Annotated in this window: 18 protein-coding genes; 6 read left to right on the top strand and 12 right to left on the bottom strand. The window is 66.4% G+C overall.

Going from position 1 to position 17,993, the window contains the following annotated elements; all coding sequences use genetic code 11:
• Positions 1-131: 131 nt before the first annotated feature.
• From flhB to flgB, 6 genes are all read right to left on the bottom strand, one after another.
• Positions 132-1,211, bottom strand: coding sequence for a flagellar biosynthesis protein FlhB (flhB, locus tag ACQR2C_RS10270; RefSeq protein WP_315804286.1), 1,080 nt, complete (start codon positions 1,209-1,211; stop codon positions 132-134).
• Between the two features lie 12 nt (positions 1,212-1,223).
• A complete protein-coding gene (fliR, locus tag ACQR2C_RS10265) occupies positions 1,224-1,991 on the bottom strand; it encodes a flagellar biosynthetic protein FliR (RefSeq protein WP_315716025.1) in 768 nt (255 codons plus the stop codon).
• A 218-nt stretch (positions 1,992-2,209) separates the two neighbouring features.
• A complete protein-coding gene (gene fliQ, locus ACQR2C_RS10260; RefSeq protein WP_008965881.1) occupies positions 2,210-2,473 on the bottom strand; it encodes a flagellar biosynthesis protein FliQ in 264 nt (87 codons plus the stop codon).
• 133 nt (positions 2,474-2,606) lie between these two features.
• Positions 2,607-2,963 carry a flagellar hook-basal body complex protein FliE gene (fliE, locus tag ACQR2C_RS10255; protein ID WP_315738761.1) on the bottom strand — a complete coding sequence of 119 codons (357 nt, stop codon included), beginning with the start codon at positions 2,961-2,963 and terminating at the stop codon, positions 2,607-2,609.
• Positions 2,964-2,979: 16 nt separating this feature from the next.
• Positions 2,980-3,405: a flagellar basal body rod protein FlgC gene (flgC, locus tag ACQR2C_RS10250; protein WP_315716023.1), complete on the bottom strand. Its 426-nt coding sequence runs from the start codon at positions 3,403-3,405 to the stop codon at positions 2,980-2,982.
• 30 nt (positions 3,406-3,435) lie between these two features.
• Positions 3,436-3,843 carry a flagellar basal body rod protein FlgB gene (gene flgB / locus ACQR2C_RS10245; protein ID WP_315804287.1) on the bottom strand — a complete coding sequence of 136 codons (408 nt, stop codon included), beginning with the start codon at positions 3,841-3,843 and terminating at the stop codon, positions 3,436-3,438.
• 356 nt (positions 3,844-4,199) lie between these two features.
• Here flgB and ACQR2C_RS10240 point away from each other — a divergent pair, with 356 nt between their 5' ends.
• A complete protein-coding gene (locus tag ACQR2C_RS10240) occupies positions 4,200-5,267 on the top strand; it encodes a flagellar biosynthetic protein FliO (RefSeq protein ID WP_434881040.1) in 1,068 nt (355 codons plus the stop codon).
• Positions 5,264-6,019, top strand: a complete 756-nt coding sequence (gene fliP / locus ACQR2C_RS10235; protein WP_316238731.1) for a flagellar type III secretion system pore protein FliP — start codon at positions 5,264-5,266, stop codon at positions 6,017-6,019. The genes ACQR2C_RS10240 and fliP overlap by 4 nt, the downstream gene beginning before the upstream one ends.
• Before the next feature lie 131 nt (positions 6,020-6,150).
• On the opposite strand, the gene ACQR2C_RS10230 is transcribed toward fliP, so the two are convergent.
• The 5 genes from ACQR2C_RS10230 to fliL form a co-directional block, all read right to left on the bottom strand.
• Complete coding sequence (locus tag ACQR2C_RS10230) at positions 6,151-9,945, bottom strand: tetratricopeptide repeat protein (RefSeq protein WP_434881039.1); 3,795 nt, start codon at positions 9,943-9,945, stop codon at positions 6,151-6,153.
• 103 nt (positions 9,946-10,048) lie between these two features.
• Positions 10,049-10,819 (bottom strand): flagellar protein FlbB, encoded by a 771-nt coding sequence (locus tag ACQR2C_RS10225; RefSeq protein ID WP_315804291.1) that lies wholly within the window; start codon positions 10,817-10,819, stop codon positions 10,049-10,051.
• The gene (locus ACQR2C_RS10220; protein WP_315804292.1) at positions 10,816-11,295 is read right to left on the bottom strand and encodes a DUF6468 domain-containing protein; all 480 of its coding nucleotides are present in this window, start codon (positions 11,293-11,295) and stop codon (positions 10,816-10,818) included. The genes ACQR2C_RS10225 and ACQR2C_RS10220 overlap by 4 nt, the downstream gene beginning before the upstream one ends.
• Positions 11,292-12,494: a flagellar motor switch protein FliM gene (gene fliM, locus ACQR2C_RS10215; RefSeq protein ID WP_315804293.1), complete on the bottom strand. Its 1,203-nt coding sequence runs from the start codon at positions 12,492-12,494 to the stop codon at positions 11,292-11,294. Before fliM ends, ACQR2C_RS10220 begins: the two co-directional genes overlap by 4 nt.
• Positions 12,495-12,514: 20 nt before the next feature.
• Complete coding sequence (gene fliL / locus ACQR2C_RS10210; protein ID WP_315804294.1) at positions 12,515-13,009, bottom strand: flagellar basal body-associated protein FliL; 495 nt, start codon at positions 13,007-13,009, stop codon at positions 12,515-12,517.
• Positions 13,010-13,385: 376 nt separating this feature from the next.
• Between fliL and flgF the strand changes: the two genes are divergently transcribed.
• The 4 genes from flgF to flgH are packed head-to-tail and all read left to right on the top strand — an operon-like array spanning position 13,386 to position 16,833.
• Positions 13,386-14,150, top strand: coding sequence for a flagellar basal-body rod protein FlgF (flgF, locus tag ACQR2C_RS10205; RefSeq protein ID WP_316180437.1), 765 nt, complete (start codon positions 13,386-13,388; stop codon positions 14,148-14,150).
• A 22-nt stretch (positions 14,151-14,172) separates the two neighbouring features.
• A complete protein-coding gene (flgG, locus tag ACQR2C_RS10200) occupies positions 14,173-14,961 on the top strand; it encodes a flagellar basal-body rod protein FlgG (RefSeq protein WP_315804296.1) in 789 nt (262 codons plus the stop codon).
• Between the two features lie 22 nt (positions 14,962-14,983).
• A complete protein-coding gene (gene flgA, locus ACQR2C_RS10195) occupies positions 14,984-16,048 on the top strand; it encodes a flagellar basal body P-ring formation chaperone FlgA (RefSeq protein ID WP_316180435.1) in 1,065 nt (354 codons plus the stop codon).
• 5 nt (positions 16,049-16,053) lie between these two features.
• The gene (gene flgH / locus ACQR2C_RS10190) at positions 16,054-16,833 is read left to right on the top strand and encodes a flagellar basal body L-ring protein FlgH (protein WP_315804298.1); all 780 of its coding nucleotides are present in this window, start codon (positions 16,054-16,056) and stop codon (positions 16,831-16,833) included.
• Between the two features lie 358 nt (positions 16,834-17,191).
• Here the strand turns inward: flgH and ACQR2C_RS10185 are convergent, their stop codons facing one another.
• Positions 17,192-17,983, bottom strand: coding sequence for a 2-keto-4-pentenoate hydratase (locus ACQR2C_RS10185; protein WP_316218147.1), 792 nt, complete (start codon positions 17,981-17,983; stop codon positions 17,192-17,194).
• Positions 17,984-17,993: the final 10 nt, after the last annotated feature.

Here is a 17,993-nt window from a genome sequence, read left to right as displayed (position 1 = left end):
TGGGAGCCCCAGCCCGTTCGCGCGGCTCCCCCTTCCACCTGCCTGAATCGACGGGTCAAGCGCAAGCCCGTCAAGCCGATATTCCATGATTTATCCGTATTTTGCGGTCCGTCCGGGGACCTGCTCGGTTGTCATTGCGGGCGCCCCGAGAGGTTGCGCCGCAGCCCCATCACGTAGCCGATGATCTCAGCAACCGCGTGATAATGTTCCACCGGGATCTCCTCGTCGATCTCGACCGTGGCATAGAGCGCGCGCGCCAGCGGCACGTTCTCGACGATCGGGATGTCGTGCGCCTTGGCGACCTCCCGGATCTTGAAGGCGATGTTGTCGACGCCCTTGGCGACGCAGACCGGTGCCGACATGCCGCGCTCGTAGGACAGCGCGACCGAGTAGTGCGTCGGGTTGGTGATGATCACGGACGCCTTGGGAACCGCGGCCATCATGCGCTTCTTCATGCGCTGCTGGCGGATCTGCCGGATGCGGCCCTTGACGTGCGGGTCGCCTTCCGACTGCTTGAACTCCTCCTTCATCTCCTGCACCGACATCTTCTGGCGCTCGTACCATTGCCGGTACTGGAACAGGTAGTCGCCGATCGCGACCAGGGCGAGCAGCGCGACCACCGAGCCCATCAGATGCGTCGTCAGCGAGATCGTGACGCCGAGCAGCTCGCCGACGTCCATATGCAGCAGCGATTCCAGGCGCAGCCGCTCCGGCCACAGGATCATGACCATGACCGTGCCGAGCAGCACGAGCTTGAAGAGACCCTTGGCGAAATTGGCCGCGGCCTGCTTGCCGAACAGGCGCTTGGCGCCGGCCAGCGGAGAGATCTTGCTCAGGCTCGGCTTCATCGGCTCGCCCGACCAGACCAGGCGATGCTGCATCATGTTGCCGGCGATCGCCGCCAGCATCACCATCAGGATCGGCACGCCGATCGCCGCGATCACGGCGAACGACAGGCCGCGCGCCAGCGACAGCAGGCCGGCGCCGTCGGTCTGGATCATCCAGGAATTGGCGATCAGGTTGCGCATCGGCACCAGCACCGCGGTGCCGATCGAGCCCGAGAAGGTCGACATCACCAGGGTCGCGGAGGCGATCACGAACCAGGTGTTGAGCTCCTGGCTCTTGACGACGTCGCCGCGTTCGAGCGCCTGATCGAGCCGTTTTTGCGTCGGGTCTTCTGTTTTGTCTTCGGAATCGGCTTCATCGGCCATCGGTCAGGCCCCTCACCGCGGCATCATCTCGTGCATGACGCCTTCGAAATAGCCGAGAAACGTTCCCATCATCGCGGTCAGGACCAGCGCGAAGATCAGGAAGCCGATCAGGATCGAGAGCGGCGCGCCGACGAAATAGACCTGCATCTGCGGCATCAGCCGCGCCAAGACGCCGAGCCCGATGTTGAAGACCAGACCGAACACCAGGAACGGCGCCGACAATTGCAGGCCGATCTTGAAGGCCGCGGCAAACGCCTTGGTCGCCAGCGAGGCGACGTCGCCGCTCGGGATCAATTCGCCGGGCGCGAAGATCTTGTAGCTGTCGCTGAGCGCGGCGATCACCAGGTGATGGCTGTCGGTCGAGAACAGCAGGGTCACGCCGAGCATGGTGAGGAAGTTGCCGATCAGGACGCCCTGCTGTCCCTGCGTCGGATCCACCGCGGTGACGAAGCCGAGCCCCATCTGCTGCGCGATCACGGAGCCCGCGACCTGCAGCGCCGACAGCGTCACCCGCGCCGTCGCGCCGAGCACGATGCCGATCACGATCTCGTGCACCATCATCACCAGCAGCGGCGACAACGCCTGCAAATCGACCTGATAGGCCTGACGGTGCAGCGGCAGCACGATCATCGTGAGCAGCAGCGCGGTCGCGAGCTTGATGCGGACGGGGATGTTGACCTCGCCGAGGCCCGGCAACAGCATCACCATCGCGCCCACGCGCGCGAAGGCCAGCATGAACACGGCGGCCAGCGCCGGAAGGAAGGAAATATCGATGCGCATCGTCCGCCGTCACGGCCCTTTCGACCGCATGCTGGTGCGGCACGGCGGTCTTTGAAGAGACAACCTGCGAATAGACAGCCTCAGACGAGTCAGCCTGCGAAGAGCTCGCCCGAAAGGCTGCCCGCGCACGGCCGAAAGCAGCAGCGCCCCCCGCACTGCTCCTTACGACCGCTCGCAGCGCCCTCACGCAGGCCTGCCCTGCCGCCCCGGACATTGCCTCATCCGCCGATGATTCGCGACGAGATCCGCATCATGTGCGAATGCAGCGCATCGGCCATGAACGGCAGCGCCAGCAGCAGCGTCACGAAGATCGCGATGATCTTCGGCACGAACACCAGCGTCTGCTCCTGGATCTGCGTGAGCGCCTGGAACAGCGAGACGACCACGCCGACCACGAGGCCGACCACCATCAGCGGCGACGACACCAGCACGATGGTCCAGATCGCATCGCGCGCCACATCGAGCGTTTCAGCTCCCGTCATGTCCTGTCGTTCCTCACTGTCGATCGGCTCCGGTCCGGCCCCCGCCTCAGCGCGCATCGCGCGCAGTCGCGGCAGACGGCAAATCCCCTGGGCGCATCAGGCACGTGACGGCCTGAAGCGTTGCGAGCTGCGCCTAGATCGTCATCTTCATCACGTCTTCATAGGCCTGGATCACACGGTCGCGCACCGACACCAGCGTCGACACCGCGACGTCGGTTTCGGCGACCGCCGTGACGACATCCATGACGTTTGCCTTGCCCGCGGCCATCGCGACCGCCTGACTGTCGGACTTGCGTCCGGCCTCCATCACGCTGCCGATCGCGTCCTTCAGCACCGCGCTGAATGACGGACCACCCTTGTCGGCGCCGTTGCCGCTACCGAGCACGTCGCGCACGCGCCCAAGGCTGCCGAAGGCACCGCTCGAGCCGCCGGCATCGAGCACGCGGGCGGAATTCGCATAGGCATTCGCTGCGGAGATTGGGGAGGCCATGACTTTCGTTCCTGTCCTAGGTCTTCAGAATGTCGAGTGTGCGCTGGATCATGCGGCGCGTGGCGCCGATGATGTTCAAATTCGCCTCGTAGGACCGCTGTGCATCACGCATGTCGGTCATCTCGATGAGCGGATTGACGTTGGGGTACTTGACATTGCCGGACGCGTCCGCGGCCGGGTTACTGGGGTCGTATTTGACGCGGAACGACGATTGATCGGGCACCACCTTGCCGAGCGCCACCACCTTGGCATCGAGCGCACGGTCGAGCGCCGAGGTGAATGTCGGGACCTTGCGGCGATACGGATCGCCACCCGCCTTGGCGGCGGTCGAATCGGCATTGGCGATGTTCTCGGAAATGACGCGCATACGTCCCGCCTGCGCACGCAGGCCGGAGGTCGCGATGCTCATCGAGCGCAGGAAATCGCTGGAGTCGTTTGCCATGCTTGTCGGTCTCCGTCCTTAAACCCGAGCTCAGCCCTTGCCGATCGCCGTCTTCAACAGATGCAGGCTCTTGCCGTACAGCGAGGTCGCCGCGGCGTAGTCCATCTGGTTGGCGGAGACCTTCAGCATCTCCTCTTCGAGGCTCACCGCGTTGCCGGCGGGCCTCGTCTGAAATCCGACCTTGCGGTTCTGGTCGAAGCTCGCGCTCTCGCCCGACGACGGTGCGATGTGCGCGGTGCTGGTCCGGGTCAGCGACAGCGGCGCAAAGCCGCCGACCGCCTGGCCGGTTGAATCGAACTTCGGCTCAACCAGATCCTTCGGCTTGAAGTTGGGCGTATCCGAATTGGACACGTTCTCGGACAGCACGCGCTGGCGCTCCTGATGCCATTGCATCTTGGTCCGCAACGCCGACAACACGGGGATATCGTTGATGGACATGGCGCTGCTCGGTTGTGTCCGACTACCGGACGGTTTGGGTAGGTAGAAATTGCCGTGCATATGGTTAACAGGGAGTTAAGAAACGGTGCGGTGACCCCCGGGATGATCCCGGTGTTTTGACGATTTCTTAGGAAAGTGCCGGGCTCCCGGCCGACCGATGCATCATTCCGGGACGGCACGGCTCGCCAAGAAGTCGTTTTGGCCCGGCCGATTCATGGGTTATTAAGAGGCCGAGCGGCAGTTCCTGCCGTCATGCGTTAACAGGTTGGTTCCGGTTCTGAAGCTCCGTTCGCTGCCGGCGATGCGTTGGACAGACGAGAGACTTCGAAAGGACGCGGTATTTGCCGGGGACAGAGATGCAGGCACTGACGTTCTTTTTTGCATTCGTAGCGGTGCTGGCGCTGATCGGCCTCGCCGCGTGGCTGGTTCGTCGATTCGCGGGGAATCGTCTCGGCACCAACCCGAATCGCGGCCGCATGCCCCGGCTCGCCGTGATCGATGCCGCCGCCGTCGATGGCCGCCGCCGTCTCGTGCTCGTGCGCCGTGACAACATAGAGCATCTTCTGATGATCGGCGGGCCCACCGACATCGTGGTTGAGTCCAACATCGTGCGCGCCATGCCGGCGCGCGAGCAATTGCCGCAGCGGCCGGGCATCAATGCCGAGCCGCCGGCGGCGCGCATCGCGCCACTGCCGGATGCGCCGTCCTGGGCCGACAACGAGCCGAAGACCGAGGCCGCCGAGCATGCCGAGCTGCAGATGCCGGAGCCGCCGCAGCGCCCGATGCGGCCGTCGTTCATCGATGAGGTTCGCCGCACGGCGCCGGCTGCCGCAGAGCGGCGTGAGCCGGCACCGGCATTCCCGCCGGAACCACCGCTCCCTCCGCGCCGTCCCGATCCCCGCCAGGACCTCCGGGCGGACGTCCGTGGAGAACCGCGCGGCGGAGACGAAGCCCGCCTGGAGCCGCGCCCCGAGCGGGTGGCCCGCGGTGAACCGGTGATGCCGCGCCCGCTGCGCCCCGCCGAGCCGCAACGCCAGGCCGAGGCGCCGCGCCCTTCCGAGGGGCCCCGGCTACCGCCGGTGCGGAATGCTGAGCGCGCAGCCGAGCGCGTCGAGCGCGTGGCGGCACCGCCGCTGCCGCCGGTGGCCCAGATGCCGCCGCCACCACCCCCGGCTGCCCCACCGCCCGTAGCGGCCGATTCGAGCGCCGAAGCCAATCTGGCCGAGATGGCGCAACGGCTCGAGGCCGCGCTGCGGCGTCCGTCAGCCGATCCGTCGGCTGCTCCGGCCTCGGGTCCCCCGGCGCTCCGGGCGGCCCCGCGCAACGAGCCGGCTCCGGCGCAAGCCGCGCCGGTCAAGACCAGCTTCGAGAATCTGGAGGACGAGATGGCCTCGCTGCTCGGACGTCCGAAGTCGTCGCAGTGAGATCGCTGCTTCCCCCGCGTAGAGTTGTCTTCATCGCTGTTCTGACTGCCGCCGGTTTACTGGCGGGACCTGCTGCTGCGCAGGACATCAGCATCAATCTCGGCGGCGGTGGCGGCGGCGGCGTCACTGAACGCGCGGTCCAACTGATCGCGCTGCTCACGGTGCTGTCGATCGCGCCGTCGATCCTGATCATGATGACGTCGTTCACGCGCATCGTGGTCGTGCTGTCGCTGCTGCGCACGGCGATGGGCACAGCGACCGCGCCGCCCAACTCGGTCATCATCGCGCTCGCGATGTTCCTCACGGCCTTCGTGATGGGCCCGGTGCTGCAGAAATCCTATGATGACGGCATCCGGCCGCTGGTCGAGAACCAGATCGGCGTGGAGGACGCGCTGCAGCGCGCCTCGGTGCCGCTGCGCGGCTTCATGCAGAAGAACGTGCGAGAGAAGGACCTGAAGCTGTTCATGGACCTCTCCGGCGAGCCGCCGCCGGCGACGCCCGACGAGCTGTCGCTGCGCATCCTGGTGCCGGCCTTCATGATCTCCGAGCTGAAGCGCGCCTTCGAGATCGGCTTCCTGCTGTTTCTGCCGTTCCTGATCATCGACCTCGTGGTCGCCTCGGTCTTGATGTCGATGGGCATGATGATGCTGCCGCCGGTCGTGGTGTCGCTGCCGTTCAAGCTGATCTTCTTCGTGCTGGTCGACGGCTGGTCGCTGGTGGCAGGCAGCCTGGTGCAGAGCTATGGCGGGTAAGAAGAACCATGGCGCCCGATCCGGGCCTCGCCCTTCGAGACGCCCGCCTATGGCGGGCCCTCAGGGTGAGGGGAAGTAGCTTTCCCTGGCCGGCTTGGTCATCTGATTGGATCTCCCGCTCTGCGCTGAGATCAACGGCCGGCGATCGCCTGCTTGACGCCCTGGATGCGCGGCAGGGCGCCGGTCGCCTCCGACGGGGCCTTCGCAGCATCCTTGCCGCCGTCCGGTCCTTTGCCGGTGGCATCCGGGAAGCGCGCCCGCATGTCGCGCAGGAAGCCGTCGAGCGTGTCGACGCTCGCCGCCATCTTCGCGATCTGGGCGAATTCGGCGCTGGAGCCGCTCGCCGGCTTGCTGGCGACGTCGAACGCGATCTTGTCCGCCTCGCCGGTCATCAGCGGCGCATATTTCTCGCGGAAGCGGGCGAGGCCGATGGCGTCGTCGGCGAGCGCATAGCCGACCACGGCCCGCAGGATGTCGCCGCGCTCGGCCGGATTGAGCGGACGGAAATCGCGCCAGCGATCGCCGTAGTAGAGCTCGATCTGCTCGGACGCCTCGCGCCAGCGCCGCGACGCCCAGTAGATGTCGGAGCGCAGCCGGATCGCCTCGCGGCCACCGATGTTGCTGATGATGTCCAGCCCGAGGTCGTAACGACCGATGTCGCTGTTGGCGCGCGCCTCCAAGAGCAGCCGCTGCTGGCGCAGCTCGCCCGCGAGATCGGCGATGCGGGTGGTGCGCAGCGCCTCGATGGCACGGTCCGGCTTGCGGTTGGTGAGGTAGACCATGGCGAGACGCGCGGCGACCTGGGCGCGCGCCGCACCTTCGAGGCGATGGTCGACCTGGTATTGCAGAAGCTCGGCGGCCTGGTCGAGCAGGTCGATGCCGACCAGGCGGTCGGCGAGCTTGCGGATCATCTCATCGCCGCGGCGGCCGATCGGAGTCAGCTCGCGAAACCCGTAGAAGATGCTGAGCGCATCGACCGGCGGAAGCTCGTCGGCCTTGCCGCTCAGGAACAGCTGCGAGAACAGGCGGGAGGCTGCATCCTGGGCCTGCCGCGCCAAGTCGGAGTTGGGCATCAGGCGGGTGGCCTGGCGCGCGGCCTCGAGCGAGTCCGCGTAGCGCCCGGCCTCCTCATAGAGCTGCGCCATCATCTGCAACGTCTGCACCTCGATCGCATCGCCGCGCCAGATCGCCTGCAAGGTCTCCAGCTCCTTCAGCGCGTCGGACGGCTTGATCTCGCCGCGCTTCTGCAGGAGCTTGATCTCCAGCAGCTTGGCCTCGGCGGCTGCCGGGCGGTCGTCGGAGTTCACGGCGAAGCGATAGTCGTCGAGCGCATCCTTTTCCTGCGCCATCGCCTCGGCGAGCCGGCCGCGCAGCACGGCGATGTCGGGCTTCATGTCCGCGGGCACGCCGATCACGTCGATCTCGGCGCGCCGCTTGGCGGCACCGGCGAAATCCTTGATCTCGAGCGCCGACTTCATCGCATCCGCGATCACGATGCGCTGCAGGTCGAGCGGCAGCGAGGCGATGGCGAACTCGACGTTCTTCAGCTTCTCGCGCGCGTCCGCAAACTTGCCCTGCCGGGCGAAAGCGAGGCCCTTCCACATCTGGGAGTCGAAATTGTTGCCGATCGACGGCGTGGCGAGATCCTTGAGGCCCTGGTCCGGCCGGCCCATCAGGATGCTTGCCACCGCGTGGATCATCAGCATGGCGGTCTCGTCGGTGCGCGGATCGGCGTCGGAGATCATCAGATTGGTGACACCGCGCGCTTCCGGATACATCGCTCGCGCCATGTAGAAGCGCGCCAGCGCCAGCCGCGTCTGCGCCCGCCGCTCCGGCTCGGCGTTGGCCGCGGCCTTGATCAGGAGATCCTCGCGCGGCACGAACGGCTGGGTCTGGTTCTGCTGCCATTCGTCGATGTCGAACATCGGCCTGACAGCGGTCGGCGCCCGTTCCGGCGAAAAGCCGATCGACGACAGCGTCAGCCCGCCCGGCCGGCCCAGGATCACCTTGTCAGGCGCGATCTCGACGGCGATGTCATCCGAATTCGGACGCACCGCGATGCCGTGGATGGAATCGAGCAGCGACAGATCGACGAAATCCTGGCGCTTGATGAAGCCGCGGATCGGCGGCGGCGCCGTCACGACCAGCAGCGTGTCGCCGGCATCCGGGTCGGTCAGGCGGTGCAGCATGCCGGCTCCGGGATTGGCGAGCGGCACCATCACATTGGCAAGCGCGGGATCGGTGACGTTGCGCATCACCATCAGCGGCTGCTGATTGGCCTGGCCCTTGTCGGCGAACGACAGCGTCCAGCTGCGCCCGCCATCATCGCTGCCGAGCGAATGCATCTGCGGGCGGTTGAGCCGGATCCGGATCGCCTGCCCGTTATCGAGCGGCATCCTGTTGACCTCGCCGATGATGGCGCCGCCCTTGGCGCGGATGGGCTCGACGTCGACGGGCTTGGTCGAATCGAACACCATCCATACCGTATCGCCGCGGCGGAACAGCGCCGCCGGCGTGACCTGGCCGAAGCCGAAGGTGAGCCGCAGGCCCTCGCTGTCGCGCAAGGCCTCCAGGGTGGCGGCTCCATTGGCTGCCTTCTCGACCGGCTTGGTTTCGGCAGGCTTGGTTTCGGCCGACTTGGTTTCGGCCGACTTGGCCTCTACAGCCTTGGCATCGGCCAACTTGCTCTCGACGGGCTTGGCGGCTTCGGCTTTGCCGGCCTCCGGCTTCATCGCCTCGGGCTTCGCTGGTTCGGATTTGGCCGCCTCGGATTTGACAGCTTCAGGCGCAGCAGCTTCAGGCTTGGGGAGCTCGGGCGCGGCTTCGGCCTTCGCGGCGGCCGGCGCGGCAGCAGCAGCTGCCGACGGCGCAGGCTCGGCCGCGGGCTCGGTGGCTGGCGCCGCGACCGCAGGCGCCGGCTTCGCCTCCGTCTTCATCTCCTTGGCGATGGTGTCGGAGGTCGGCGGCACGATCTCCGGCTGCGCAGCCTGCTTCGGCTTGTCACCATTGGGCTTGCTGCCGTTGGGTTTCTCGGCCGCGGCCGCCTTGGCGCCCGGCAGCGTGTCCGAGGAGACTGCGGAAACCTTCTTGTCCGGCTGCTGATAGGCGACGTCGATGTTGTAGTTCTTCTCCTCGCGGAAGGCGCGAACGTCGACCTCGCCGATCAGGCCGATCTCGACGACGGTCCTGCTGCCGTCGATGCGCTGGTTGATCGCGGCGACGTTGGGCGGCGAAACGATCTTGGCGTCGGCGAGATCGAAGGACAGCGGCGCGGTGAAGAACAGCGACAGCTTCTGGTCGTTGAGCACCGAGGAGATGCCGACGCCGTCGGGGATCTCGAACACGAAGCGCACGAAGGTCGGCTGCACCAGCGCGCGCACCCGGATCGGCGGCCGCTTCTTCGATTCCGCCTCGGCGCGCTGCAGCCGCAGCGCCTTCTCGGCGGCGCGCGCGCGCTCGGCGAGCTCGCGCACGACCTCGGCCGGCAGCGGCGGCGGCGGCCCGGTCCAGCTGTCGGGCAACAGGTCGATGAAGACGCGCTCGCCCGCGGTCATGGTGTTGACGCGGACCTTGCGCGACAGCGACAGCCGCAGCGCCGAGCCGTCGGGGTCGCCGCGGGCCGACGAGATGTAGTCGGGCGCCGCATCGACCCAGCGGTCGATCGGAACGGTGGCGGGGCGATCGAACCTGATCAGCAGAATCGAGCCGGCGGTGGTGACGTCGGCGCTGACGTCCTCGGCGAATTTCAGCACCAGCCGCGCATAGCCGTCCTGAGCCGACAGGCTCGCCTCGCCCGGCACCGGTGCAGCGCCCGCCGCGACCGTGGACAGCACCAGGCCGATGACGATGGCCGACAGCAGCGCGAGGCCGGCGCGCGCCCGTGCGCGGGCCTTCGACCGCAATCCAATGGGAGTCGTGCGCGCCATGGTCACAAGCTTCCGGTTCGACATCCGCAACTTGACGGATACGCCTGCCCCGCCACGCCGGAAATCTAGGTGCCGGCGTTTAAGGGCGCATTAAACATGCGGCTCAATTGCTCTTCACGGGCACGATCTTGCCTTCGATCTTCGGCAGCTCGGCGCTCGCCTCGGGCCGTTCGGCGCCGGCCCGGCGGGCGAGCTCGACCGTGAGCCGTTCGGCCGCCTCCGGCGTCATCAGGCCGAGAATGTCGGACATCTTGCGTGGCGCGATCTGCGAGGCGATCTCGATCAGCACCGACATCTCGAGCCGGTCGAACACCTTGGCGGCGTCCTTCGGCTTCATGCCCTCGTACATCGTGACGATGCTCTTGAAGCGGGCGTTGTCGGCCTCGGTCTTGGCGGCCTGCGCGCCGGAGATGCGGCCCTCGATCGCCTTCATCTCCTCGGTCTTGGACTGGATGCGCTGCTCGGCGGCGCGCAAAAGACTCTCGCGGATGTCGATCTCTCTCGCGCGCGCGTCGAGCTCCTGGCGGCGCGACTGCAGCCGCTCGAGGATCGCCTTCTCCGCCGGCGACACCTGCTGCTGGTTCTCCTCGGGCTTGATCACGACGCCCTCGGGCTTGGTGTCCGGAGCGGCGGGCTTGGGCGCCTCCTCCTTCTTCTCCTTCGGCGCGCCGTGCGTGGAGCCGGTGACGATGTCATTGTCCTCGCGGCCTGGATAGCCGAGGTTCTCCTGAGCCCAGGACCGCTTGGTCGGGTGAGGGTCGTAGTCGAAAACGTAGCCGCCATCGATCACCAGGCCGGCCACCTTCAGGACCGCGAGGCAGGCCACCGCGATCAGGACGACGGGAATGACGCGGATGTTACGAAACGCATTCATGCGGCAAGGCCACCAGTCCTTCGACGTTCGGAGAATGCCTGGGCCGCGGCGGCAACCGCCTTGGCACCGGAGACGCGCACCGGCTCGGTCGTGATCGCCGGCACAGGCGCCGGCGCCGGCTCGGGCGCGGCGTCAGGCGAGGTGATGGGTCGCGCGGCGCTGGCGATGCGCGACAGGCGGCGCACCACGCCGTCGCTCTCGGCGAGCTGCTTGCGCAACTGGTCGGACATCTGCGTCGCGGCGGCGAGCTGATTGCCGAGATTGTCGTTGACGTCACGCACCGCGAGCTTGAGGCCGCCGATCGCGCGCTCGGCGATCTCGGTCGCGGTGATCAGCTCAGCGATCACGGCCTTGAGCGAATGCTCGTCGGCCTTCAGCCGCTTCAGCCTGGAATTCAGCAGCATGCAATAGCCGATGGTCAGCACCAATAGGACCGCCACCAGGCTTTCGATGATCAATCCGAGGGAGTGGTTCATTGGGCCTCCATCAACTTGTTCTGGCCTTCGGCGCCTTCGAACATCGCCAGCGTCGTATTCGGCTTGCGCAAATTCTTGGTGACACGGATCGCGACGCGGTCGCCGACCCGCCCCATCCGCCCCTCCGTCAGCATGGTGCTGCCGCAGCGGACCGCGACCAGCGCATCGGGACGGATGTCGAGCGGCAGGGTGTCGCCGACCTTCAGCTTCATGAGCTGCTTCAGCGGCACGTCGGCCTCGTAGAGCACGGCGTCGACGGCGATCTCGGCCTTGGTGATCTCGGTGGCGAAGTGGCCTTCCCAGACGGGATCGCGGCCGAACTTCTCACCCATGAACATCTGCAACAGCACCGGCCGGATCGGCTCGATGGTCGCGTAGGGCAGCAGCAGCTCGATGTTGCCGCCGCGGTCTTCCATGTCGATCCGCAGCTTCACCAGGATCGCGGCGTTGGCGGGCCGGCTGATCGCGGCGAAGCGCGGGTTGGTCTCGAGCCGGTCGATGGTGAAGCGCACCGGCGACAGCGGCCGGAACGCCTGCTCGGCATCGCTCAGCACCACCTCGATCAGGCGCTTGACCAGGTTGGTCTCGATCGTCGTGTAGGGGCGGCCCTCGACGCGGAGCTGGGTGTTGCCGCGGCGGCCGCCGAGCAGCACGTCGATGATCGAATAGATCAGGGTCGAATCGACGGTGGCGAGCCCGAAATTCTCCCACTCCTCCGCCTTGAACACGCTGAGCACGGCCGGCAGCGGGATCGAGTTCATGTAGTCGCCGAAGCGCACCGAGGTGATGCGGTCGAGCGAGACTTCGACGTTGTCGGAGGTGAAGTTGCGCAAGGACGTCGTCATCAGCCGCACCAGGCGGTCGAAGACGATTTCGAGCATCGGCAGACGCTCGTAGGAGACCATCGCCGAATCGATGATCGCGCGAATGCCGGAATGGTCGTCGAGACTGACCTCGCCGGCGGTGAAGCCGAGGAGGTTGTCGATCTCCTCCTGCGACAGCACCCGCTCGCCGCCGTTCTTGGTGGCGCCGAAATCGCGGCTGCCGTCCTCGACCATCGCGGCCCATTGCAGGGCCATCGATTCGGTGAGTTCGTTGGCTGCTGCGGCTTCCGCGGCCTCTGTGGGATCCTCCGAGTCGAGCGAGGCTTCCCATTGCGCGGCTATCGCATCTTGGTCGACTTGATCGTTGCCAGCCATGATCGTTGCGCTTCTTTGCCTTACTGGACCACGATTTCCTTGAACAACACCGCGTTGACCTGGTTGGGCGCCAGCGCGACGTTGACCCGCTTGGTGAGCTCCTCCTTGAGCCGGAACAGGCCCGCCGAGCCGTTGAGGTCGCTCGGCCGGAGCTCGCGCAAATACGTCTGGAAGATGTCGGTGACGCGCGGAAGCGTCGGCTTGATCGTCTCGACCTGCTTCTCCTCCTTCACCTCGAGCACGATCTTCACCTTCAGATATTGGACGCGGTCACCGGGATTGCCGACCAGGTTGACGAGAAGGTCCGGCACCTCGACGAAGGCCGGCGGCTTCGGCGGCGGCGCCGCCTCGGCGTGATGCTCGTCGTTCTTGTGGCTGAAGAAGAAGAAATAGGCCGCGCCGCCGACGCCGAGCAGCGCCAGCGCGCCGACGACCATGATGATCAGCTTGAGCTTGCTCTTCGGCGAGCCTGCTTGCTCCTCGCCTTCGCCTGCTCCGGCTTCGTTCTCGGCCATAGCTTTCGGATCCTTCCGGAAAATCGAGCCGATGCCGCCAGAAAGCTTAATGACGCGAAACCAACGCTCCCAGCGCATCTGCGCTTTGTTGAGGGAACGCTACGGTAACAATGGTTAACGGAAGCTTTCTTTTGCCGAGGCGGTGGGAAAAACTTGCCGGGCAATTATGGTTAGCGAGACGTTATTGCCGGGTGTTCGGAACCCGCACTGAAATCCAAACCATTGATTTATCGATAGTTTCAGATTTGGCACGGCTTTCGCTGTACCCCTTGCGAACCCGCCGGCTTGGGAGAGCTGAACGGTTCTGGAAGACCCGGTCGAGACCGCCTTGGGAGAGGTGCCGCGAACGGGATTCGTTAAGAGGGGAGATCGACCGGTGGAGAATGCGCTTCTCATCGGATTGTCGCGGCAGATGGTGCTGGAGCGACAACTCGACGTCGTTGCCAACAACGTCGCCAACGTCAACACCAACGGCTTCAAGGCCGATCAGCAGCTGTTCGAGGAGTATCTCTCCTCCGGCGCGCATGAGGACAATTTTCCGGTAGCCGGCCGCAGGGTGTCCTATGTCCAGGACCGCGGCACCTATCGCGACTTCTCGCAGGGCTCGATGCAGCGCACCGGCAACGCGCTCGACGTCGCCGTCACGGGCGACGGCTTCCTGACGGTGCAGACCGCGGCCGGCGAGCGCTACACCCGCGATGGCAATCTGCACATGAACAACCTCGGACAGCTCGTCACCGCCGCCGGCGACCTCGTGCTCGGCACCGGCGGTCCGATCGTGTTCCAGCAGACCGACCACGACATCAACATCTCGCCCGACGGCACCGTGACGGTGGTCGAGGGCCTCAACCGCACCGACTCGATCCGCGGCAAGCTGCGCATCGTCAACTTCGCCGATCCGCAGGCCGCGCAGAAGCAGGGCAACAACCTCTACGCCGCCGCCGCCGGCGCCACCGCACAGCAGGACACCAAGTCGACCGTGCAGCAGGGCTACATCGAGAAGTCGAACGTCAGCGCGGTCGGCGAGATGAGCAAGATGGTCGAAGTGATGCGTGCCTACACCCAGGTCGCCAACATGCTGCAGGTCCAGAGCGACCTGCGCAAGAACGCGATCGAGAAACTCGCCGACGTTCCGGCCTGACAGATCTTGAAGGAGACGTGACATGCAGGCGCTTCACACCGCTGCGACCGGAATGGCGGCACAGGAACTCAACGTTCAGGTGATCTCCAACAACATCGCCAACCTCCGCACCACCGGCTTCAAGAAGCAGACGGTGGCGTTCCAGGACCTGATCTACGAGCACATGCGCCGCGTCGGCGCGCAGTCGTCGGACCAGGGCACGATCCTGCCCGTCGGCATCGACATCGGCGGCGGCGTCAAGACCGTCGGCACGCCGCGCTCGATGACCCAGGGCACGCTGTCGCAGACCGGCAACGACCTCGACCTCGCGATCTCGGGCGAGGGCTTCTTCAAGGTGCTGATGCCCGACGGCACCTTCCAGTACACCCGCGACGGCACCTTCCAGATGGACAATCAGGGCCGCATCGTCACCGCCCAGGGCAACCCGGTGCAGCCGACCATCACGATCCCGCAGAACGCCTCGGGCATCACGGTCAACGCGCAGGGCCAGGTCTCGGTGACACTGCCGGGCTCGACCACCTCGAACATCATCGGCCAGCTCCAGATCACGCGCTTCATCAACAAGGCCGGCCTGCAGCCGGTCGGCAACAACCAGTTCACCGACACCCCCTCCTCCGGGCCGCCGCAGGACGGCGTCGCCAACCAGGACGGTCTCGGCAGCATCACCCAGGGCAGCCTGGAGCAGGCCAATGTCGACGTCGTCAGCGAGATGAGCGAGCTGATCGCCGCGCAGCGCGCCTACGAGATGAACGCGAAGGTCATCTCGGCCGCGGACCAGATGCTGCAGTCGACCACGGCGCTGTTCCGCTGAGGTTCGAAGGGAGATTACCGTCATGACCCGTACCGTCCGTCCCTTCCTTCTTGCGGCTGCCCTGCTCGCCTCGACTGCGCTGTCGGCGCTGGCCGGCGAGGCCGACGACCAGATCAAGGCGCCCGTGCTGCGCTCCACCGTGAACGTCACCGGCGACATCGTTCGCGTCGGCGACCTGATCGACAATGCGGGCGTCGCGGCCAACATCGCCGTCTACCGCGCGCCCGACCTCGGCACCACCGGCGTGCTGCCGGCCGCGCAGGTGATCGCGACCCTGCGCACCCACCAGGTGATCGGCGTCGAGGTCCGCGACATCAAGGAGGTCGCGGTCACGCGGCTGGCGCGCGCCGTCGATGCCAAGGAGATCGGCGCGGCGGTGGCCCAGGCGCTCGATCACCGCAACGGCCTTGGCGATGCCGCGAACCTCAGCATCAGCTTCGACCAGCCGGTGCAGGACCTCAAATTCGAGGCGTCGATGTCGGGCACGCTGGCGCCGACCAGCGTCCGGTTCGACCCACGCAGCGGCCGCTTCGACATCACCTTGGAGCTCGGCCAGGCCAATGGCGCTGGTACGACCAAGCTGCGCTACACCGGCACGGCGATCGAGACCGTCGAGGCCGTGGTGCTGACCCGCAACATCGATCGCAACGAGATGATCCGCTCCGGCGACCTGCAGACCGAGCGACGGCCGCGTGCCGAGCTCGGCGGCGGCGAACCCGCCTCGCGCGAGCTCGCGGTGGGCATGCAGATGCGCCGTCCGGCGCGCGCGGGCCAGGCGCTCAAGACCACCGACCTCGCCAAGCCCGACCTCGTGCAGCGCGACCAGGCGGTCACGCTGATCTTTCAGACCGCCGGCATCTATCTCACCACGCGCGGCAAGGCGCTGGAGTCGGGCACCGAAGGCGATGTCGTCAGCGTGCTCAATCTGCAGTCCAAGCGCACCGTGACCGGCCGCGTCTCGGGTCGCGGCCAGGTCTCCGTCGACATCGCCGTCGCCAAGCCGGCGCAGACCTCCGAAGCGGACATCGCCGCGCCCGTGGCCGTCGCCAGCCGCCTTCCCACCTCCGCCACCCCGAAAGCCGAGTAAGTTTCATGTCGAAGTTCAAGTTTGATGATCGGGGCGCATCGAGCCTGCGCCGGGTCGCGCTGATCTCGGTCTCCTTCGCGGTGCTGTCGATCGCCGGCGGATGCTCCTCGATCGACCGTCTCAGCCAGATCGGCGAGCGGCCGAAGCTGACGGAGATCGACAATCCGACCACGCAGCCGGGCTACAAGCCGGTACAGATGCCGATGCCGAAACCCGAGACCGTGTCCTACGCGCCGAACTCGCTGTGGCGTAACGGCTCGCGCGCCTTCTTCAAGGACCAGCGCGCCCGTCAGGTCGGCGACCTCCTGACCGTCACGGTCAGCATCTCCGACAAGGCCAATTTCGCCAACGAAACCCAGCGCAGCCGCACCAACAAGGAGGATTCGGGCATCACCGACTTCATCGGCGCGAAGACGCTCGGCGTGCAGGCGCAGAAGGTGCTGCCCGGCCGCATCCTGACCGCCGACGGCACCTCGTCCTCCGACGGCAAGGGCACCATCCAGCGGTCGGAGTCCCTGACCACCAGCGTCGCCGCGGTCGTGACCCAGGTGCTGCCGAACGGCAACCTCGTCGTCGAAGGCAAGCAGGAGATCCGGGTCAACTACGAGATCCGCGAGCTGATCGTGGCCGGCATCGTCCGCCCCGAGGACATCCAGAGCGACAACACCATCGACTCCACCAAGATCGCCCAGGCCCGCATCTCCTACGGCGGCCGCGGCCAGATCACCGACATCCAGCAGCCGCGCTACGGCCAGCAGGTCATGGACATCCTGCTGCCGTTCTGAGGCAAACCTCAGCATCAAGGACCGGACGGAGCGCCGCCCGGTCGCACTGGAAGCCGCCCATGCGATGACCTCGCAAGGCGCGAATCGAAACGAGGACCAAGACACACGACCGAAATCCCTCCCCAGGCGGGAGGGTCGGACAAGGGATTGGCCGAGCGCGATATGGGTCATGGCGCATGACCCCGCAGCCGCCGCCCTTCTCTGAAAACGAGCTCCCACATTGCCCTATGCGAACCTAGGCGCGGCGGGTGATGTATACGCGGCCTCCGGTAGCTCCCCTGCCGGAGGCCGTGTTCGTTTTAGTTGTCACACCCGAGCTGATGGACGCCAGCTCAAAGCGTTCCAGCGCCACCTCGGCTCACACGAACGCGGCCTCGACCACGCCGAGGCCGTCCAGCTCCATCCGTACCCGGTCGCCCGCGCCCAGCCAGATCGTCTTGACCAGGCTGCCGGTCAGGACGAGCTGCCCGGCCTCGAGCCCGTCACCACCCGCGGCGAGATGATTAGCAAGCCAGGCCAGCGCATGGACCGGATGTCCCAGCACATCCGCGCCTGTGCCCTCGCCGACCAGGGTGCCGTTGACGATGGCACGGCCCTGCACAGCGGCCAGGTCCGCCACGGCAGCGCGTGGGAGCGCCGGGCCGAGGACACAGCCGGCAGCAAAGAAATCGTCGGCGACCAGCGTCGGCGCTCCCAGCGTCTGCCATTGCACATAACGGTCGTCGACGATCTCGATCGCCGCATGACAGTCGCCGATCGCCTCGATGACCCGATCCATGGTGAACGGCGCGTCCAACGGCGGCAGGTCGTGCTCGAGCCGCACGGCGATCTCGCATTCGACGCCCACGCGGACGAAGTCGGCCGTGCGCAGTTCGACACCTGTCTGGTGAATACCGGACGCGAACACTCCGCCGGAACAGGGATGCGGAATGCCAAGATAGTCCTGCATCACCTTGCTGGTGCAGCCGATCTTGTAGCCGGCGAAGTCACCGGCCTGCTCGGCGAGCAGCCAATGGACTTCGCGCTGGATCTCATAGCCGGCCGCTTCATCCTTCGGCTGAAGCTGAGGCGGCAGAGCCCCCAGGGGCGCCCGCTGCTTGCGGGCATCCACGATCAGTCGCGCAGCGGCAAGGATCTCGTCTGCTCCCATGGCCCTTCAA

The organism is Bradyrhizobium sp. HKCCYLRH3061 (assembly GCF_051168015.1).
Lineage (GTDB): Bacteria > Pseudomonadota > Alphaproteobacteria > Rhizobiales > Xanthobacteraceae > Bradyrhizobium.
This window is presented reverse-complemented; position numbering and strand designations above follow the sequence as displayed.